This window comes from Cytobacillus firmus (genome assembly GCF_023657595.1).
In the GTDB taxonomy this organism is placed as follows: Bacteria; Bacillota; Bacilli; order Bacillales; family Cytobacillaceae; genus Cytobacillus; species Cytobacillus firmus_B.
The window spans coordinates 4,151,157-4,166,681 of record NZ_CP098323.1 but is presented as its reverse complement, the minus strand read 5'-3'; the positions used below and the strand labels follow the sequence as shown (position 1 = coordinate 4,166,681).

At 40.4% G+C, this 15,525-nt stretch carries 15 protein-coding genes; all 15 read left to right on the top strand.

What is annotated here, in order from left to right:
- Positions 1-79: 79 nt before the first annotated feature.
- The 15 genes from NAF01_RS21040 (at position 80) to NAF01_RS20980 (ending at position 15,514) form a co-directional block, all read left to right on the top strand.
- Positions 80-2,455 (top strand): M14 family zinc carboxypeptidase, encoded by a 2,376-nt coding sequence (locus NAF01_RS21040; protein ID WP_226620233.1) that lies wholly within the window; start codon positions 80-82, stop codon positions 2,453-2,455.
- A gap of 276 nt (positions 2,456-2,731) precedes the next feature.
- The gene (locus tag NAF01_RS21035; protein WP_226620234.1) at positions 2,732-3,346 is read left to right on the top strand and encodes a protein kinase family protein; all 615 of its coding nucleotides are present in this window, start codon (positions 2,732-2,734) and stop codon (positions 3,344-3,346) included.
- 70 nt (positions 3,347-3,416) lie between these two features.
- Complete coding sequence (locus NAF01_RS21030; protein ID WP_197249298.1) at positions 3,417-4,061, top strand: SDR family oxidoreductase; 645 nt, start codon at positions 3,417-3,419, stop codon at positions 4,059-4,061.
- Positions 4,062-4,073: 12 nt separating this feature from the next.
- On the top strand, positions 4,074-4,241 hold the full coding sequence (locus NAF01_RS25015; RefSeq protein WP_226620235.1) for a DUF3231 family protein: 168 nt from the start codon (positions 4,074-4,076) through the stop codon (positions 4,239-4,241).
- 310 nt (positions 4,242-4,551) lie between these two features.
- The gene (locus tag NAF01_RS21025) at positions 4,552-5,898 is read left to right on the top strand and encodes a cytochrome ubiquinol oxidase subunit I (RefSeq protein ID WP_048011876.1); all 1,347 of its coding nucleotides are present in this window, start codon (positions 4,552-4,554) and stop codon (positions 5,896-5,898) included.
- Positions 5,895-6,920, top strand: a complete 1,026-nt coding sequence (locus tag NAF01_RS21020; protein ID WP_197212840.1) for a cytochrome d ubiquinol oxidase subunit II — start codon at positions 5,895-5,897, stop codon at positions 6,918-6,920. Before NAF01_RS21025 ends, NAF01_RS21020 begins: the two co-directional genes overlap by 4 nt.
- Positions 6,921-6,931: 11 nt before the next feature.
- A complete protein-coding gene (gene cydS / locus NAF01_RS25115) occupies positions 6,932-7,033 on the top strand; it encodes a cytochrome bd oxidase small subunit CydS family protein (protein ID WP_413227282.1) in 102 nt (33 codons plus the stop codon).
- Between the two features lie 291 nt (positions 7,034-7,324).
- A complete protein-coding gene (locus NAF01_RS21015) occupies positions 7,325-8,653 on the top strand; it encodes a UDP-glucose dehydrogenase family protein (protein WP_226620236.1) in 1,329 nt (442 codons plus the stop codon).
- A gap of 295 nt (positions 8,654-8,948) precedes the next feature.
- Complete coding sequence (locus NAF01_RS21010) at positions 8,949-10,091, top strand: glycosyltransferase family 4 protein (RefSeq protein ID WP_226620237.1); 1,143 nt, start codon at positions 8,949-8,951, stop codon at positions 10,089-10,091.
- Between the two features lie 303 nt (positions 10,092-10,394).
- Positions 10,395-12,326, top strand: a complete 1,932-nt coding sequence (locus NAF01_RS21005; RefSeq protein WP_226620238.1) for an asparagine synthase-related protein — start codon at positions 10,395-10,397, stop codon at positions 12,324-12,326.
- A 14-nt stretch (positions 12,327-12,340) separates the two neighbouring features.
- A complete protein-coding gene (locus NAF01_RS21000; RefSeq protein WP_226620239.1) occupies positions 12,341-12,478 on the top strand; it encodes a paeninodin family lasso peptide in 138 nt (45 codons plus the stop codon).
- Between the two features lie 128 nt (positions 12,479-12,606).
- Positions 12,607-13,539: a phosphoenolpyruvate carboxykinase (ATP) gene (locus NAF01_RS20995; RefSeq protein ID WP_226620240.1), complete on the top strand. Its 933-nt coding sequence runs from the start codon at positions 12,607-12,609 to the stop codon at positions 13,537-13,539.
- Positions 13,536-13,829, top strand: a complete 294-nt coding sequence (locus tag NAF01_RS20990) for a lasso peptide biosynthesis PqqD family chaperone (protein ID WP_226620241.1) — start codon at positions 13,536-13,538, stop codon at positions 13,827-13,829. Before NAF01_RS20995 ends, NAF01_RS20990 begins: the two co-directional genes overlap by 4 nt.
- A 31-nt stretch (positions 13,830-13,860) precedes the next feature.
- Entirely contained in the window at positions 13,861-14,346 is a 486-nt protein-coding gene (locus NAF01_RS20985; protein WP_226620242.1) for a lasso peptide biosynthesis B2 protein, read from the top strand.
- Positions 14,336-15,514, top strand: coding sequence for a nucleotidyltransferase domain-containing protein (locus NAF01_RS20980; RefSeq protein WP_226620243.1), 1,179 nt, complete (start codon positions 14,336-14,338; stop codon positions 15,512-15,514). Before NAF01_RS20985 ends, NAF01_RS20980 begins: the two co-directional genes overlap by 11 nt.
- Positions 15,515-15,525: the final 11 nt, after the last annotated feature.

The following is a 15,525-nucleotide window of genomic DNA, read 5'->3' as shown; positions in this document are numbered from 1 at the left end:
GCATTGCCACAATTGAACTAATTGAATTAAAATAAGTTTTATCTTATAAATATACAAAGAATGTATCTGGAGGTACATAATGAATAAAAAGAAAGTTTTTTCAGGAGTTCTGGCAGCAAGTATTTTGGCATCTGTTCCATTAAGTTCCGCTCATGCAGTTAGTCCGAAGTGGGTCAATGTTAATGTGTCAGAGGAAAAGGACGGAAGTTTATTCAATAGCGAAAACTACGACTTTATGAAATTCTCAGTAATTGGGACAAAACTTGCAGAAATTGAAAAACAGTCTAATAGAGTGAAGGTGGAGGTAAAAGGAACTTCCGCTGATGGAAATCCACTCTATGTTGTCACCATTGCAGACCCTGGTGCACACGGCAAGTTCGGCAAATTTCAGTCTTTAAGAAAGCAAATGTTCAAAAACCCTGAAAAAGCCCAGGATTGGATTGCAAAAAATCAGGACTTTAAAGTTCCAATCATGATCAATGGATCGATCCATGGCACAGAGTTTGTGGGAAGCGATGCAGTCATGCAGCTGATTGAACGTTTTGCCACGCAGAATGACGAGCAGACAAAGGAGATTCTGGACAATAACATTCTAATTTTTAATGTGGTGCAGAACCCGGATGGCCGTGTGGATGCAACCCGTTTTAACGGTGAAGGAATTGATTTGAACCGTGACTTTATTACGCAGTCACAGCCTGAAACGCAGGAGACGGTATCTTTAATTAAAGAGTGGAATCCGATGGTGTTCCTTGATACTCACGGGTATGTGAAAAATTATGCGCCAAACAAACAGGGGTTGATTGAACCTTGTACACCGCCTCATAATCCAAACTATGAGTATGATTTATACCAAAAATGGGCTAATGATCAGGCGGCAGCTATGGAAGCTGAAATTATGGGGGACAAGGCTCTCTACACAGGCGCTCTTTATCAGAAAATGGAAGGCACCTATATTCCTCAGCGGGATGATTCAGCAGGCTGGGATGATTACCCGCCGATTTTCACACCGATGTACGCCATGTACCATGGTGCTTACGGCCATACGCTTGAAGCTCCGACAAATGATGAAGATGGCGTACGCTGGATGTACAATGCCATTATGGGAGCATTAAAATATGCAACAGAAAATAAGGACCAAATGATTACCGATCAAATTGAAATGTTTAAGCGCGGTATTAACTTTGATCACCCTTTCCATGAAGAGGGATATTTCCCAAAAGCGTACGTCCTGCCTGTGAATGAGAATGATCCAACAGTAACAAATAAGGCTGTGAATCATTTAATTAAGAATGATATCGAGGTTGAACAGGCTTCACAAGCCTTTACATCTGATGGAAGGACCTATCCGAAAGGCACTTATATCGTACCGATGGATCAGGCAAAGGCTGGACTGGCAAACACCATGCTTTGGGATGGAGAGGACATAACTGATGATACACCTGCCATGTATGATATTTCTGCCTGGAGTCTTCCGGAGCTATGGGGCTTTGAAGCGATCGCAGTACAAAGTGATGTAAAGGCAGCGGCTTCGAAAGTAAATAATGTAATAGAACAGGGCTCAATCAGCGGAAAAGGGCCTTATATAATTCCAAACAGCTCAGTGAAAGCAGTTCAGCTCGTGAACACGCTTCTTAAGCAAGGGGTAATGGTTAAACGCGACAGTGAAGGTAACTTCTACGCTGAGGAAACAGCAAATGCCATTTCAGCAGCTGTTAAGGATTCTGGCCTTAAGATTACTTCCGGGAAGGTTCCTGCTGAAGCTAAGGCAATTAGCGAAATAAGCGTAGCCATCTTAAAAGATGGGGGCATGAACAAGGCACAATCTCATTCAGGAACAAAACTGGCACTTGAAAGATTAGGCTTTAGTGTCACGGAATTAACTCCATCAGAAGTAGCGAATAACGGTCTTGCCTCACAAGATGTATTTGTTTACAGCGGAACGGAAAATTTAATTTCTTTAAATTTAAGCAATGCCAATAAAGAATTTGGCCTTAAAAATCAGGAAGAGCTGGCTGCATTTAAAGCATATGTAGAAAGGTTCGTTTCTGAAGGCGGAAAATATATTGCTGTAGGCGCCGGTGCTTCCCGTGCCACAAAGACTCTTGGCCTGACTGACGATGTTATTAATACTGGGGGATCCAACAGCAATGGAATCATTAAGGTAGATTATAAAGGCATTGGCGCATCAGCAGGCTACACTGGGGATGACCTTGGATTTGTTTACCGTCCAGTCTGGTATACTGGCACAGAAAATGATGAAGTGCTGGCAGCCATTGCTGATGAAGAAAATTTCTTTGTTGCCGGACACTGGAAAAATCACAGTGCAGCACAGGGCCAGGCTATCATGGTAAAAGAGCAGGATAAGGATGTTACACTAATCGGCCTTGAAGCGGGCTTCCGGGATCACACGGATTATCTCTTCCGATTGCTTTCAAACTCTATTTTTGAGGAGTAATTCGTTTTTCCGCGGCCGAATCATTTGACTAATATATGCATAAAACATATAATTAAGCTAACAAAATAGTTCGGATTCTTCCTAAAGGGGAGTAGCTTTCAAGTAGAGTCGTCAATACGGGATTTTAAATCTCCGGCTTTACTGGCAACAGATGTTGTTTGCGAGACCTTTACCATTTATTTGGTAAGGTCTCATTTGTTTTTAAGGCGCTGAGACCAATAAATGGCTCAGTGCCTTTTATTTTTTTAGGAGAGTCTGGAACAGGGAGGTTTAATAATGAAACTGTATTATGAGCTTGCAGACAGTGTAAAATTTTCAAGAAGTCTTAATTGGACCAGACTTCTTGAAATGGACGACAGCCTGGAATTTATTGGGGCGGGGAGAAGTGCCTTTGCTTTTAGGATTAAAGAAACCAATCTTGTATTAAAAGTCTTTTTTCCGGAATTTAAAAGAATTGCCAGGGAGGAAGCAGAGATCTACAGGGCATTGCCTGACCATCCATACTACCCTTCTTTATATGACTCTGGAGATAACTATATAGTCATTGATTATGTACAGGGGCTTACTCTGTTTGATTGTCTTGCGCAAGGGGTACCAATAAAAGAGGAGACAATAAGAGAAATTGATGAAGCCTTAAAACTGGCGAGGGAAAGCGGGCTAAATCCCTCGGATATTCACCTGCGCAATATTATTCTTACAGAGGATGGGCGTATTAAAATCATTGATGTTGCCCGATTTAAGCAAACAAAGAATTGTACACAGTGGGATGACTTGAAGCATGCATTCTATAAATTTTACAGAAGAAGATATTTTCCAAAGAAGATCCCTGTATTAATTATGAATACAATTGCGGCTCTTTATAAAAAGCGAATTGTTCGTTTGGGTTCATAAACAGTTTATTTGATAACGCATTTTTCTTTTGAAATAATAAAGTCCATAAAACATAAAGGGGCAGGTATCCATGAAGGTTCTTATCGTCGGAGCAAACGGGCAAATTGGGAAGCAGCTTGTCAAGCTGATAAATGAAGAGGATAAACATACAGCAAGAGCTATGGTCAGAAAAGAAGAGCAGGTCAGCCAGTTTGAAGAAATGGGCGTGGAAACGGCATTAGCAAGCCTTGAAGGATCAGTTGATGAGTTGGCTGAAGCAGCCAAAGGCTGTGATGCGATTGTTTTTACTGCAGGTTCAGGCGGAAATACCGGCTATGACAAAACTCTGCTGATTGACCTGGACGGAGCCGCAAAAACAATTGAAGCGGCAGAGAAGGCCGGGGTGGACCGGTTTATTATGGTCAGCGCTATCCAGGCAAATCATCGCGATAAGTGGAGTGAAGCGATCAAGCCTTATTACGCAGCAAAGCATTATGCCGACAGAATGTTGGAAAACAGCAGCTTGAACTACACAATCGTACGTCCGGGCGGCCTGACAAATGATCCGGGAACCGGCAAAATTAAAGCAGCGGAAAACTTGGAGCGGGGCTTCATTCCCCGTGAGGATGTAGCTAAAACCCTTTATGCTGTGCTGGATAAGGAAAATACCTATAAGCGGGCATTCGACCTGGTATCAGGCGATGAAGATCCAGAAATGGCAGTGCAAAAAATATAACTCTTTCCCGGTGTGTATGCACCGGGATTCTTATTGGATTCGGCTCTTCAATATACATTATTCATTGGCGAGATTATGAAGTATGGAAACGAAGGACTCAAACTGATGATTGCAAGAGGCTGGATGGAGAATCCGCCGGAATCTGAAGATAGGAAGTCATTCTACAAGTTAGATAGATAAATAATCTGTTGAAACGCGGCATTGGCAAATTCCAATGTCCTATTCGTTTTAATCTATGCTCAAAAGGGAATAGGGAGCTGTAAAAGGAATTACATAGTTTCATATTTTCCTCATATAAATGTTGTTTAAGTGTCACAGCTGTTAGGCTGGAACTGTGGGATAATGTGATGTAGTGAGCATTCAAGAGGAGTGAGTGAATGTATAAAAAACAGGAACGTATTTTGATGTGGCTTGCTTTTACAGTGGCTATCATTATGGGACTTTCTTTTATTGGACGTATTTTTGCAGGATAGGAAAAGGAGAATGTTAAATGGGGAATGAAGAATCAGTTTTTTTTAGCCGTGTTTTAACAGAGCTGACATTATCCTTTCATATCATATACGCAACTATTGGTGTCGGCATCCCGCTCATGATTATGATAGCGCAGTGGGTGGGAATCAAAAAGCAGGATGAACATTATATTCTGCTCGCCAGAAGATGGACACGCGGTTTTGTCATTACTGTGGCTGTCGGAGTTGTTACCGGCACTGCCATCGGCCTGCAGCTTTCATTGCTGTGGCCTAACTTTATGGAACTTGCAGGCAATGTCATTGCGCTTCCTCTGTTTATGGAGACTTTTGCTTTTTTCTTTGAAGCGATTTTTCTTGGAATCTATCTCTATACTTGGGATCGGTTTGAGAATCAGAAGAAGCATTTGCTTTTATTAATCCCAGTTGCAATTGGGGCATCATTCTCAGCAATTTTCATTACAATTGTAAATGCATTTATGAACGCGCCGCAGGGATTTGATATTGTGAATGGGCAGCTTGTAAATGTTAACCCGGTACTTGCGATGTTCACTCCTGCCATGCCGACAAAGGTGGCGCATGTCCTATCCACTGCCTATATGACATCAGCGTTTGTTCTGGCATCAATAGGTGCTTATCGGCTTTTGAAAGGTTCGAATCATATTTACCATAAGAAGGCATTAATGCTTACAATGAAAATCGGATTGATTTTCTCAATTGCTACAGCGGTAATTGGTGACTTCTCGGGAAAATATCTTGCAGAATACCAGCCTGAAAAACTGGCTGCTGCTGAATGGCATTTTGAAACAGAAGAAGGGGCGCCGTTAATGCTTTATGGTGTTCTTGATGAGGGTGAAGTGAAGTATGCAATTAAGATTCCATATGCACTCAGCATTCTTGCACACAGCAATCCGAATGCAGAGGTGATCGGACTCGATCAATTTCCTGAAGATGAAATTCCGCCGCTTTATATTCATTATTTATTTGACCTTATGGTGACCATCGGCATGTGGATGACGGCACTATCACTCATCTATGTGATGGGCACCTGGTTTAAAATGCGCTTTGTTTCGGCGAAATGGTTCCGCTGGCTGATTGTTTTGGGCGGGCCGTTATCAATCATTGCGATTGAAGCGGGATGGTGGTTTGCGGAAGTGGGCCGGCAGCCGTGGATTCTCCGGGGCATTATGCGTACTGAAGATGCTGCGACTTCAAGCGGCCAGGTAGACCTTATGCTTCTGCTGTTTGCAGGATTATATCTCGTGCTGGCAATCGGAAGCTTCATTGTCCTCACCAGAATGTTCCGCAAAAATCCGGTCGAGCAGGAATTGGCCGACCGTGAGCTGGAGAAAGAAGGTGAGCTTCGATGACGCTTGAGATCCTCGGAATTTCCGTCTTATGGCTGTTTCTATTCGGCTATGTCATCGTTGCGTCTATTGATTTTGGAGCGGGATTTTTCAACGCATACAGTCTATTCCGTGGAAAACAGCATATTTTAACGCGAATTATACAGCGCTATCTATCACCGGTTTGGGAAGTTACAAATGTATTCCTGGTGTTCTTCTTCGTTGGCATTGTCGGATTCTTCCCAAAAACTGCCTACTATTATGGAACGATCCTGCTGGTGCCGGCAAGCATTGCCGTAGTCCTGCTTGCCATTCGCGGTTCTTATTATGCTTTTACCACCTACGGTGGACTTAGACAGAAAAGGTGGACCTATCTGTATGGTCTATCAGGTCTTTTCATTCCTGCATCCCTGTCCATAGTCCTGACCATTTCAGAAGGCGGATTCGTTAGTGAGAGTGCAGCCGGACTGGAGCTTGACTATTGGACATTGTTCACCAGCCCGCTGACATGGAGCATTGTAGTGCTGAGTATAACAGCAGTACTATATATATCAGCAGTGTTCCTTACCTGGTATGCCAATAAAGCAAACGATGAACCGGCCACAGACCTGCTTAGAAAATACGCTCTTATTTGGGCAGTGCCTGCTATCGTTACAGCGACAGGCATCATTGTTGAACTGAGGGATCACAACCCTGAGCATTTCAGCAGATTAATGGACCTGTGGTGGCTGTTCGGCATCTCATTCCTGCTGTTTGCGGGAACGGTCTATCTAATATGGAAGAGAAGGTACTACGGTCTTGCATTCGGGCTGCTGACAGGGCAATTCTTTGTGGCTTTCTTTGCCTATGGGATCTCACATTATCCGTATCTCCTTTATCCATACCTGACCATTTATGACGGTTTCACAAATGAAGCTATGGCCATCGCCCTGGTCATTGCCTTCATAGCAGGCCTGGGATTGCTTCTGCCATCCCTTTATCTGCTGCTCAGACTGTTTCTGTTCAATAAAGACTATGTTCAGGGGAATCGTGATGACCATGCATAGGAGGGGAAATCATGGCTGAATTTGTGATGTTTTATGCACCGTTTATCGTGATCTTTGGTTCCATCGCTGCTGCTTTTTGGCTGGCGGGGAAGGATGAGCGGATAGAGGAATGAAAGGAATCCAGCTCACTTTTTGGGCTGGTTTTTTTGTGAAGAACTGACCAGGCAATCGCAGGACAAAGCTATTTTGGTTTTGGCCAGTCAATTTGATGGCGTTGCAGGGGAAAGGATGCTATATCAATATCTAGAACATGCACTTCAAAGAGAAAAATACCAGTTATTAAGTGCGTAAGCTAAGTTCTACTCAATCTTAAATATATTTTTTACAATAGTTTAACATGCCCTCAAGAATGTATTAAAGTTCCTTAAGTAAAATAGCAGTAAAGAATATCCAGGAGGGGTTGCATGAGGATTGCTGTTGCAGGTACAGGTTATGTGGGTTTGATTACTGGGGTTTGTTTAGCAGAAATGGGACATCACGTGGTTTGTACGGATATCAGGGAGGAGAAAATCCAGCTGCTGAAAACGGGGCGGTCACCAATCTTTGAGCCAGGGCTCGAACCAATGCTGAAACAGAATCTTTCCAATGGCCGTTTGGATTTTACAGCAAATCCCAAAACTGCTTATAAAGATGCAGACATCATCTATATTGCAGTGGGAACACCAGAAAACGAAGATGGAACAGCAAACCTTGATTACATACATGCAGCAGCGTATACAATTGGAGTCAGCATTGAAAAGGATGTCATCGTCTGTACAAAAAGCACGGTGCCTGTCGGGACAAATGAGAAAATCAAAGAAATTATTCAAAGCGTAAACCCTCCTCCTCTTCAGGCAGAGGTTGTTTCTAACCCAGAATTCCTGCGTGAAGGCTCTGGAATTATCGATTTTTTCAATGGTGACCGAATTGTAATAGGGACTGAATCCCGGGAAGCGGCAGCCATAATGGAAAAAATCTATCTTCCTCTCAAGATACCAATAATGAAAACAGATACGAGAAGTGCTGAAATGATTAAGTATGCCTCCAATGCTTACCTCGCAACCAAAATTAGTTTTATAAATGAAATAGCAGAAATTTGTGAAAAAGTGGGAGCGAACATCGAAGAAGTAGCATATGGCATAGGGCAAGATAAGAGGATTGGACCGCATTTTCTGCAAACGGGAATTGGCTACGGCGGCTCCTGCTTCCCAAAAGATACAAAAGCGCTTGTCCAAATTGCAGGGAATGTAAAACACAAATTTGAGCTTCTCGAATCGGTTATAAAGGTGAACAACCGCCAGCAGGCTTTAGCTGTCCTTAAAGCTAAAGAGATAGTGGGATCCCTAAAAGGCAAAAGAGTGGCTCTGCTGGGTTTGGCGTTCAAGCCTGATACAGATGATACCAGGGAAGCAGCATCCTTGGCCATTGTAAAAGCTCTTCTCGAAGAAGACGCTAACATTATTGCCTTTGATCCTGCTGCGATTCCCAATGCCAGAAAGGTTTTTGGGAATACAATTGAATTTACGATGGATATAAATTTAGCCATTGAAGATGCTGACATAGCGATTATTGCAACAGAATGGGACCATATCAAGCATTTTCCACTAGAAAGGTATACAGAGAGGATGAAATCTGCCATCATCATTGACGGAAGAAATTGCTACTCTCTTCAGGACATCAGCAAACATCCCATCACCTATTTCTCAATTGGAAGGCCTGCAATTATAGACCAGCCAAAAAGAATCAAAAATTGATCTTCCATAGGCAAATACTAAATGTCCAGCAAACTCTTTATGTGACCACTCTTTTTCTTCAGGCCACACTACAGCTGTTTTTTCTGTCATTGTACCTTTTGTTACTCATGCCAGCACTTTCTTACATTCTTTTTTCCCTTGGCGGTTCTTGCAGGACTATCTCGGGTTTACCTGGATGGCACTACCCTACAGATGTACTTGCAGGCGGTGTACCCGGCACTGCAACAGGCATTCTAAGTTACTCGTTCATTCTTTAAAAAAGAAGCGGGAAGTTCAAAATGGCAAGGAGGATCATATGAAAATTGCCTTTTTCACTGATACCTTTTATCCTGACATCAATGGAGCCGCCAGAACGCTTAAAAGATTTACAGACTATTTAAGCGACCGAAACATAGCAGTAAAAATATTTGCACCTGCAAATCAGCCAGATGAGTATGTTCCGTCCCATATTCACAGATTTAAAAGCGCTTCTTTTTTCCTATATCCAGAATGCCGGGTAGCTTTCCCAAATTACTTTCAAATCAAGGCGGAATTGGAAAAGTTCAACCCTGATTTAATTCATGTTGCTACTCCTTTTAACCTGGGCCTGAGCGGCATCTACTGTGCAAAAAAATTAAATATCCCCCTAGTAGGTTCCTATCATACAGATTTTGATTATTATCTTGAATTCTATGATCTTAAATTTCTATCCAGTATACTCTGGAAATACATGACATGGTTCCATAGCACCTTTAAAAAAACCTTTGTTCCCTCCACCGAAACATTACAGCAATTACAGCAGCACGGTTTTACAAACCTGGAAATTTGGCCGAGAGGTGTCGACTGCCAGCTATTTCACCCTTACTACGATAAGCTAAACGTCCGGCAGCAATATTCCATCCGAAAAAAATATCTTCTGACCTATGCAGGAAGGCTGGCACCTGAAAAAAATGTAGAGCTCCTTCTGGATATTGCAAAATCACTCCCGCCACATATTAGAGAAAATATTCACTGGCTAATTGTTGGGGATGGTCCATTGCGTGAACAGATGCAGACACATGCCACGGAAAATATGACATTTACGGGCTATCTCACAGGCAAGCAGCTCGCGGAGGTATATTCAGCTTCAGATATATTCGTCTTTCCATCACCTACAGAAACATTTGGCAACGTCGTCCTCGAGTCCCTTGCAAGCGGCACACCCGTTATTGGAGCAAACTCAGGCGGAGTGAAAAGCATTATTCGAGATGGAGTAACAGGACACTTGTGTGAACCGGGAAACGTACAGGGATTCTCTGATGCCATCATAAACCTTCTTACAAACCATAAAGTGAGGACCCAAATGGGATTTGAAGGCAGGGATCATGCGCTGACTCAGAAATGGGATAAAATCTTTAATGATTTAATAGGGCATTATGAAACGGTTATTGGGGGGAGCAAGGAGAAGAGGTATGCGTGAAGATCAAGTATTTGACCCTTGCTTTATGCAGGGGTTTCTTCAGGTTGTTGAGAAGTTAGAAAAATAAAATTATTAAGTAAAATAGCCTAGAAGTTGTTGACATTGGATTTGGGCGGTGGTATTTTTATTTTAAGGTTGTTCTTTATATAGAACTAATTGAACTTTTTATAGAAAATCAGACTGATAGCAAAATTTATTCATAATTTGTGGATAACTGTGTAGTTATATAAATATCGCTTTGTGTTCTTTTTTAAGAACGCTTAGTGTGTAATAGTGAATACATAATGTTTTCAGGAGGCAATAATGAGTGCAATCGCTGGTATTTACAACCTAAACGGAGAACCGGTTTCTATCGAACAAAGCAGCGGAATGATGAAGGCTTTCGAAAAATTCCCTGCGGACGATATACAGACATGGCATAAAGAAAACATCTTCCTGGGCTGCCACGCCCAGTGGATCACACCCGAATCCATCGGCGAACAGCTGCCATTCTATGACTACCAAAGACAGCTCGCCATCACAGCAGACGCCATCATCGACAACCGTGAAGAACTCTTCGAAAGACTCCAAATAGACCGGGAAGACCGAAAAAAAATCACAGACAGCCAGCTGATCCTGCTCGCCTACCATAAATGGGGAGAAGAATCTCCTAAATTTCTGGTTGGGGACTTTGCCTTTATGATTTGGGATGAGAAAGAGCGGAAAATGTTTGGGGCGCGTGATTTTTCTGGGGCTCGGACACTTTATTATTTTAGGGATAATCAGAGGTTTGGGTTTAGTACGACGATAAAACCCTTACTATCACTTCCATTTGTAGCAAAAAAGTTAAATGAACAATGGATAGCTGAATATTTAGCAAACCCGGGAATGTTTGAATCAGTTGATTCATCTATAACTGTTTATAGCAACATTCTACAGCTACCGCCATCTCATTCAATTTATGTTGAAAACGGGGTAATTTCTTTAAAGAGATATTGTACATTAACAGATGGAACAAAATTAAAATTAAATTCTAATGAAGACTATGTGGATGCTTTTCGAGAAGTCTTTCAAACTGCTATTCAATCAAAGATTCGCACACATAAGAAGGTAGGTGGAAATCTAAGTGGGGGTCTTGATTCAGGTTCCGTTGCATCTTTTGCCGTCAAAGAGCTGCATAAGAAAAATAAAAAGCTCTATACATTTAGCTATGTTCCTGTAGATGATTTTGTTGATTGGACACATAGAAGCAGAATAGCTAATGAAAGGAAGCTTATTGAGTCAACTGTAAATTATGTTGGTAATATTTCACCGAACTACTTAAGCTTTGAGAATAGGAGCCCCTACTCCGAAATTGATGAGTGGTTGGAATACTTAGAAATGCCCTATAAGTTCTTTGAGAATACCTTTTGGTTAAGAGGAATCTATGAAGAGGCAAGCCACCAGGGGGTAGGAATTTTATTAAATGGTCAAAGAGGAAATTGGACAATATCTTGGGGGAGAACTTTCGACTACTATGCTCTATTAATAAAAAATCTAAAATGGATAAGGCTCAATCAGGAAATGAAAAAATACAGTCAAATTATAGGAACAGGAAGAAAACGTATTTTGTCTGTAATTAACAAAAAACTAATTCCATTCATGTATCAGCACCATCCATTAGATAAAGAGTTTCCGATGTTTATTAATAAAGACTTCGCCTTTAAAACAAAAGTTTTAGAAAAACTGAAAGAGCATGGAATTGATCCAACAGGTAGAGTCGGCACAAATGCTTATAAAATAAGAATGCAACAGTTTCAAAGATTGTATTATTGGAATACAACTGGTACATATAGTGCTAAGTTATCCTTGCGTTATGGACTTCTTGGTAAAGACCCAACAAATGATTTACGTGTTATTCGCTTTTGTTTGTCAGTTCCTGAAGAGCAATATGTGCTTAATGGGCAAGATAGAGCTTTAATTAGGAGATCTACAAAAGGATACTTGCCAGATGATATACGCTTGAACATGCGTACAAGAGGAATCCAAGGAGCTGACGGTGTTCACCGAATGAAGAAGGACTGGGGAATTTTTGTTAAAGAAATTGAGCAATTATTAACAGATCCACTCATGCGAGAAATAGTAAATATTAAAGTAATAGAAAAGTGTATTTCTAGAATTGGAAATGACCCAAAACCTGAAAATGCATTTATGTTTGAATTCAAAGTAATAATGAGGAGTTTAATTTTATATAGGTTCTTAATGAGGATCAACTGAAGGGAGGTGACAATATGAAAAAAAATTGGCAAAAACCTGAGTTAGAAATACTTAACATAAAAATGACAATGGCAGGACCAGGGATAGCTACACCTGATGATGTCCAACCTGATCCTGATGCACCGGAGCATGATCAGGTGCACTATAGTTAATGCATAACAAGTCTTACCTAATTTACTGCCCTCGTGCCACCAATTGGATGAGGGCTTTATTAATCGAAAGTCAACAATAAATAGCTTAGTTTTTAATAATTAAAAGTCATAATAACCATGGGGGTAGTATGCAATTTACTCTACAAAAAGAGTGTTATAGAGCATTCGGACTAAACATTCAAAGTGAAATACCCTTACCAGAGTTACCCATTTTAACAAATTCAAGTGAAGAATTTGATACTGTAATTCAATTAAGGGATTTAAAGGAATTATGGAATAAAGAACCAGAACCGAACTGCTATTTTAAAGTGAGTGAAAATTCAGTCCTATTTCAGATACCTGATACCGCTATTTTTTTAGTGGAAAATGGAGAAAGAATTATTGTCTCCCCAAGGGATGGAGCAAGCGAGGATAAAATCCGGCTTTATGTTTTAGGTACTTGTATGGGGGCCCTTTTAATGCAAAGAAAAATTTTGCCTCTACATGGAAGTGCCATTGCGATTAAAGGGAGGGCATATGCAATCGTGGGTGATGCAGGTGCGGGTAAGTCAACTCTGGCTTCAGCCTTTTTAAACAAAGGATACCAATTATTAAGCGATGATGTCATACCGATAGCTCTCTCAAAAGAAAATATTGCTATGGTTACTCCTGCTTATCCGCAGCAAAAACTCTGGCAGGAAAGTATAACTGCATTTGGTATGGAACCAACAAAATACAAACCAATTTTTGAAAGAGAAACAAAATATGCTGTTCCAGTAACATCTCGGTTTTCATCTGAGTCAATTCCTTTATCAGGTGTAATCGAACTTGTGAAAACAGATAGCAATGAGATTGAATTAATTCCACTCTCTGGTCTGCAGCGAATATATACATTGTTTAATCATACTTATCGCAATTTCTTAATTGACAGATTGGGACTAAGAGAATGGCATTTTAGTTTGACATCGAATCTTGCTAATAAAATCGAGCACTACCAATTACAACGGCCAGTTAACCGATTTACAGCAAGTGAACTAACATTCTTGATTTTAAATACAATTGAAAGAGGAGAAAAAGAATGATTACAAATCAAAAAATCTCACTAGAGCAAAAAGTTATACAAGGAAAAGCCAATATTGTTAGTAATATGGGTAGTGAGAAAGTGATGTTAAGTATCGAAAATGGAAAGTATTATAACTTAGGAGAGATGGGAGGATGCATATGGGACTTGATGAATGTACCAGTTAACATTGTACAAATAATAACGATTTTGATTTCTAGGTATGATGTAGATCGTAAGGAATGTGAGGAGCAGGTAATCTCCTTTTTGAATACGTTATTGGATGAAGGCCTAATAGAAGTTATTGCCTAGATTAGAATTGGTATTTTTGAGGGGAAAACATATGAAAGTTTTATCCAAGCTAAATACGTTTTTATTCTTAGGTCCAAAAACAAAACTGCTTTTTTTGGAAGCCTTTCTTTTTTTAGGGTGGGCTCGTATTCTAAAAATGATACCTTTCAAAAAAGTAGCTCCTTCTTTAGGAGATCAAATGTATGAAACATCTGTTAAATATATTGCTGCCGATAATGAAAAAATTAAGAATGTTTCACATTCTATCCATATTATGAGTAGGTATACTTTCTGGGAAAGTGAATGCCTTGTTAAAGCAATAGCTGCAGCGAAAATGCTTGAAAGGCGAAATATAGATAGTACTCTTTATTTGGGAACCGCAAGAGATGAAGATGGAACAATGATTGCACATGCATGGCTGCGAAGCGGTCCTTTCTATGTTTCAGGTTCTGAAGGGATAGAAAAATTTACTGTCGTGGGTATGTTCGCTAGAAGGATTAGCAGTAATCAATCAGAAGGGGAAAGTTATGAACAATAATTTAAATCTCGATCTTTCAAAAGTTCCTAAAGAACTAAAACTAATACTCGAAGTTATTAATACTGAAAATCAAGGAAGTATTTCTTTTGAACGATACGTGGATATCGACTGGAATGTATTTCTCCAACTAGCTTTACATCACCGCCTCTATCCATTGCTATATTTAAAAATAATAAAAATGGATCCTAGTTGGATGCCTTCGAAAACGCTTGAGTCCCTGTCCAGGTACTATAAAAAAAACACCTTCCAGATGCTTCAATTGTGTGGAGAAATGGAACAGCTAAATAAATTATTTATGGAACATGAAATACGCCCTTTATTTTTAAAAGGTCCTGTTCTTGCTGCCGATCTTTATGGAGATATTTCAATGCGAACATGCGGAGACTTGGATATTCTTATCCCAATCGGGGATTTAGAAAAAGCTAATGCCCTTCTTGGAGAACTAGGATATGAACAAGATGAGTATATACAAACCTTATTAAGTGATTGGAAATGGAGGCATCATCATTTCACTTATTATCATCCCTCTAAAGGAACAAAAGTTGAAATTCATTGGCGACTTCATCCTGCTCCCAGCAAAGAGCCAAATTTTAATGAGTTGTGGGAAAGAAAAAGGGAAAGTTCAATTACCGGCTATCCAACATACTTTTTGGGCAAAGAGGATTTGTTCTATTTCCTTGTTACACACGGTGCACGTCATGGCTGGTCACGTTTGCGCTGGCTGATAGATATTCATCAGATCGTGAAGAATGGCTTGAATTGGGGAGCTGTTAATAAATTATTAAAAAGGTTTCACACCGGTCATATAGGGGGACAATCTCTAATTCTTTCATCACAATTGTTAAATTCAACATTAAATCCACAAATTCTGCCATTAATAAAGAGTGATCGCTCATATAACCTAGCAAAAGAAACAATATTTTATTTTGAAAAGATGGTGAACTTACATACAGACCCAGTACCTGAGGACATATCAAAATATCATACAAATTACTTGTTTTCACTGATGTCCTTTCAGCAAAAGTTCATTTTTCTTTTAAGTCTGCTGCACCCTTATTATACCGATGCAGAGACACTGCCTTTGCCCAAAAAATTTCATTTCCTGTATTATCCACTCCGTCCTGTCCTATGGGTTTGGAGAAAAACGAGGAAACAAGCATTATCTTAGGGGGGGGTTAT

What these genes read in the sequence shown, in the direction of transcription:
- cydS (WP_413227282.1), top strand. Translation starts at nt 6,932, where the DNA reads ATGGCTGAATTTGTGATGTTTTATGCACCGTTTATCGTGATCTTTGGT.
- NAF01_RS21010 (WP_226620237.1), top strand. Translation starts at nt 8,949, where the DNA reads ATGAAAATTGCCTTTTTCACTGATACCTTTTATCCTGACATCAATGGA.
- NAF01_RS20985 (WP_226620242.1), top strand. Translation starts at nt 13,861, where the DNA reads ATGAAAGTTTTATCCAAGCTAAATACGTTTTTATTCTTAGGTCCAAAA.
- NAF01_RS21035 (WP_226620234.1), top strand. Translation starts at nt 2,732, where the DNA reads ATGAAACTGTATTATGAGCTTGCAGACAGTGTAAAATTTTCAAGAAGT.
- NAF01_RS21030 (WP_197249298.1), top strand. Translation starts at nt 3,417, where the DNA reads ATGAAGGTTCTTATCGTCGGAGCAAACGGGCAAATTGGGAAGCAGCTT.
- NAF01_RS20995 (WP_226620240.1), top strand. Translation starts at nt 12,607, where the DNA reads ATGCAATTTACTCTACAAAAAGAGTGTTATAGAGCATTCGGACTAAAC.
- NAF01_RS21005 (WP_226620238.1), top strand. Translation starts at nt 10,395, where the DNA reads ATGAGTGCAATCGCTGGTATTTACAACCTAAACGGAGAACCGGTTTCT.
- NAF01_RS20990 (WP_226620241.1), top strand. Translation starts at nt 13,536, where the DNA reads ATGATTACAAATCAAAAAATCTCACTAGAGCAAAAAGTTATACAAGGA.
- NAF01_RS20980 (WP_226620243.1), top strand. Translation starts at nt 14,336, where the DNA reads ATGAACAATAATTTAAATCTCGATCTTTCAAAAGTTCCTAAAGAACTA.
- NAF01_RS21020 (WP_197212840.1), top strand. Translation starts at nt 5,895, where the DNA reads ATGACGCTTGAGATCCTCGGAATTTCCGTCTTATGGCTGTTTCTATTC.
- NAF01_RS21015 (WP_226620236.1), top strand. Translation starts at nt 7,325, where the DNA reads ATGAGGATTGCTGTTGCAGGTACAGGTTATGTGGGTTTGATTACTGGG.
- NAF01_RS21025 (WP_048011876.1), top strand. Translation starts at nt 4,552, where the DNA reads ATGGGGAATGAAGAATCAGTTTTTTTTAGCCGTGTTTTAACAGAGCTG.
- NAF01_RS21040 (WP_226620233.1), top strand. Translation starts at nt 80, where the DNA reads ATGAATAAAAAGAAAGTTTTTTCAGGAGTTCTGGCAGCAAGTATTTTG.
- NAF01_RS21000 (WP_226620239.1), top strand. Translation starts at nt 12,341, where the DNA reads ATGAAAAAAAATTGGCAAAAACCTGAGTTAGAAATACTTAACATAAAA.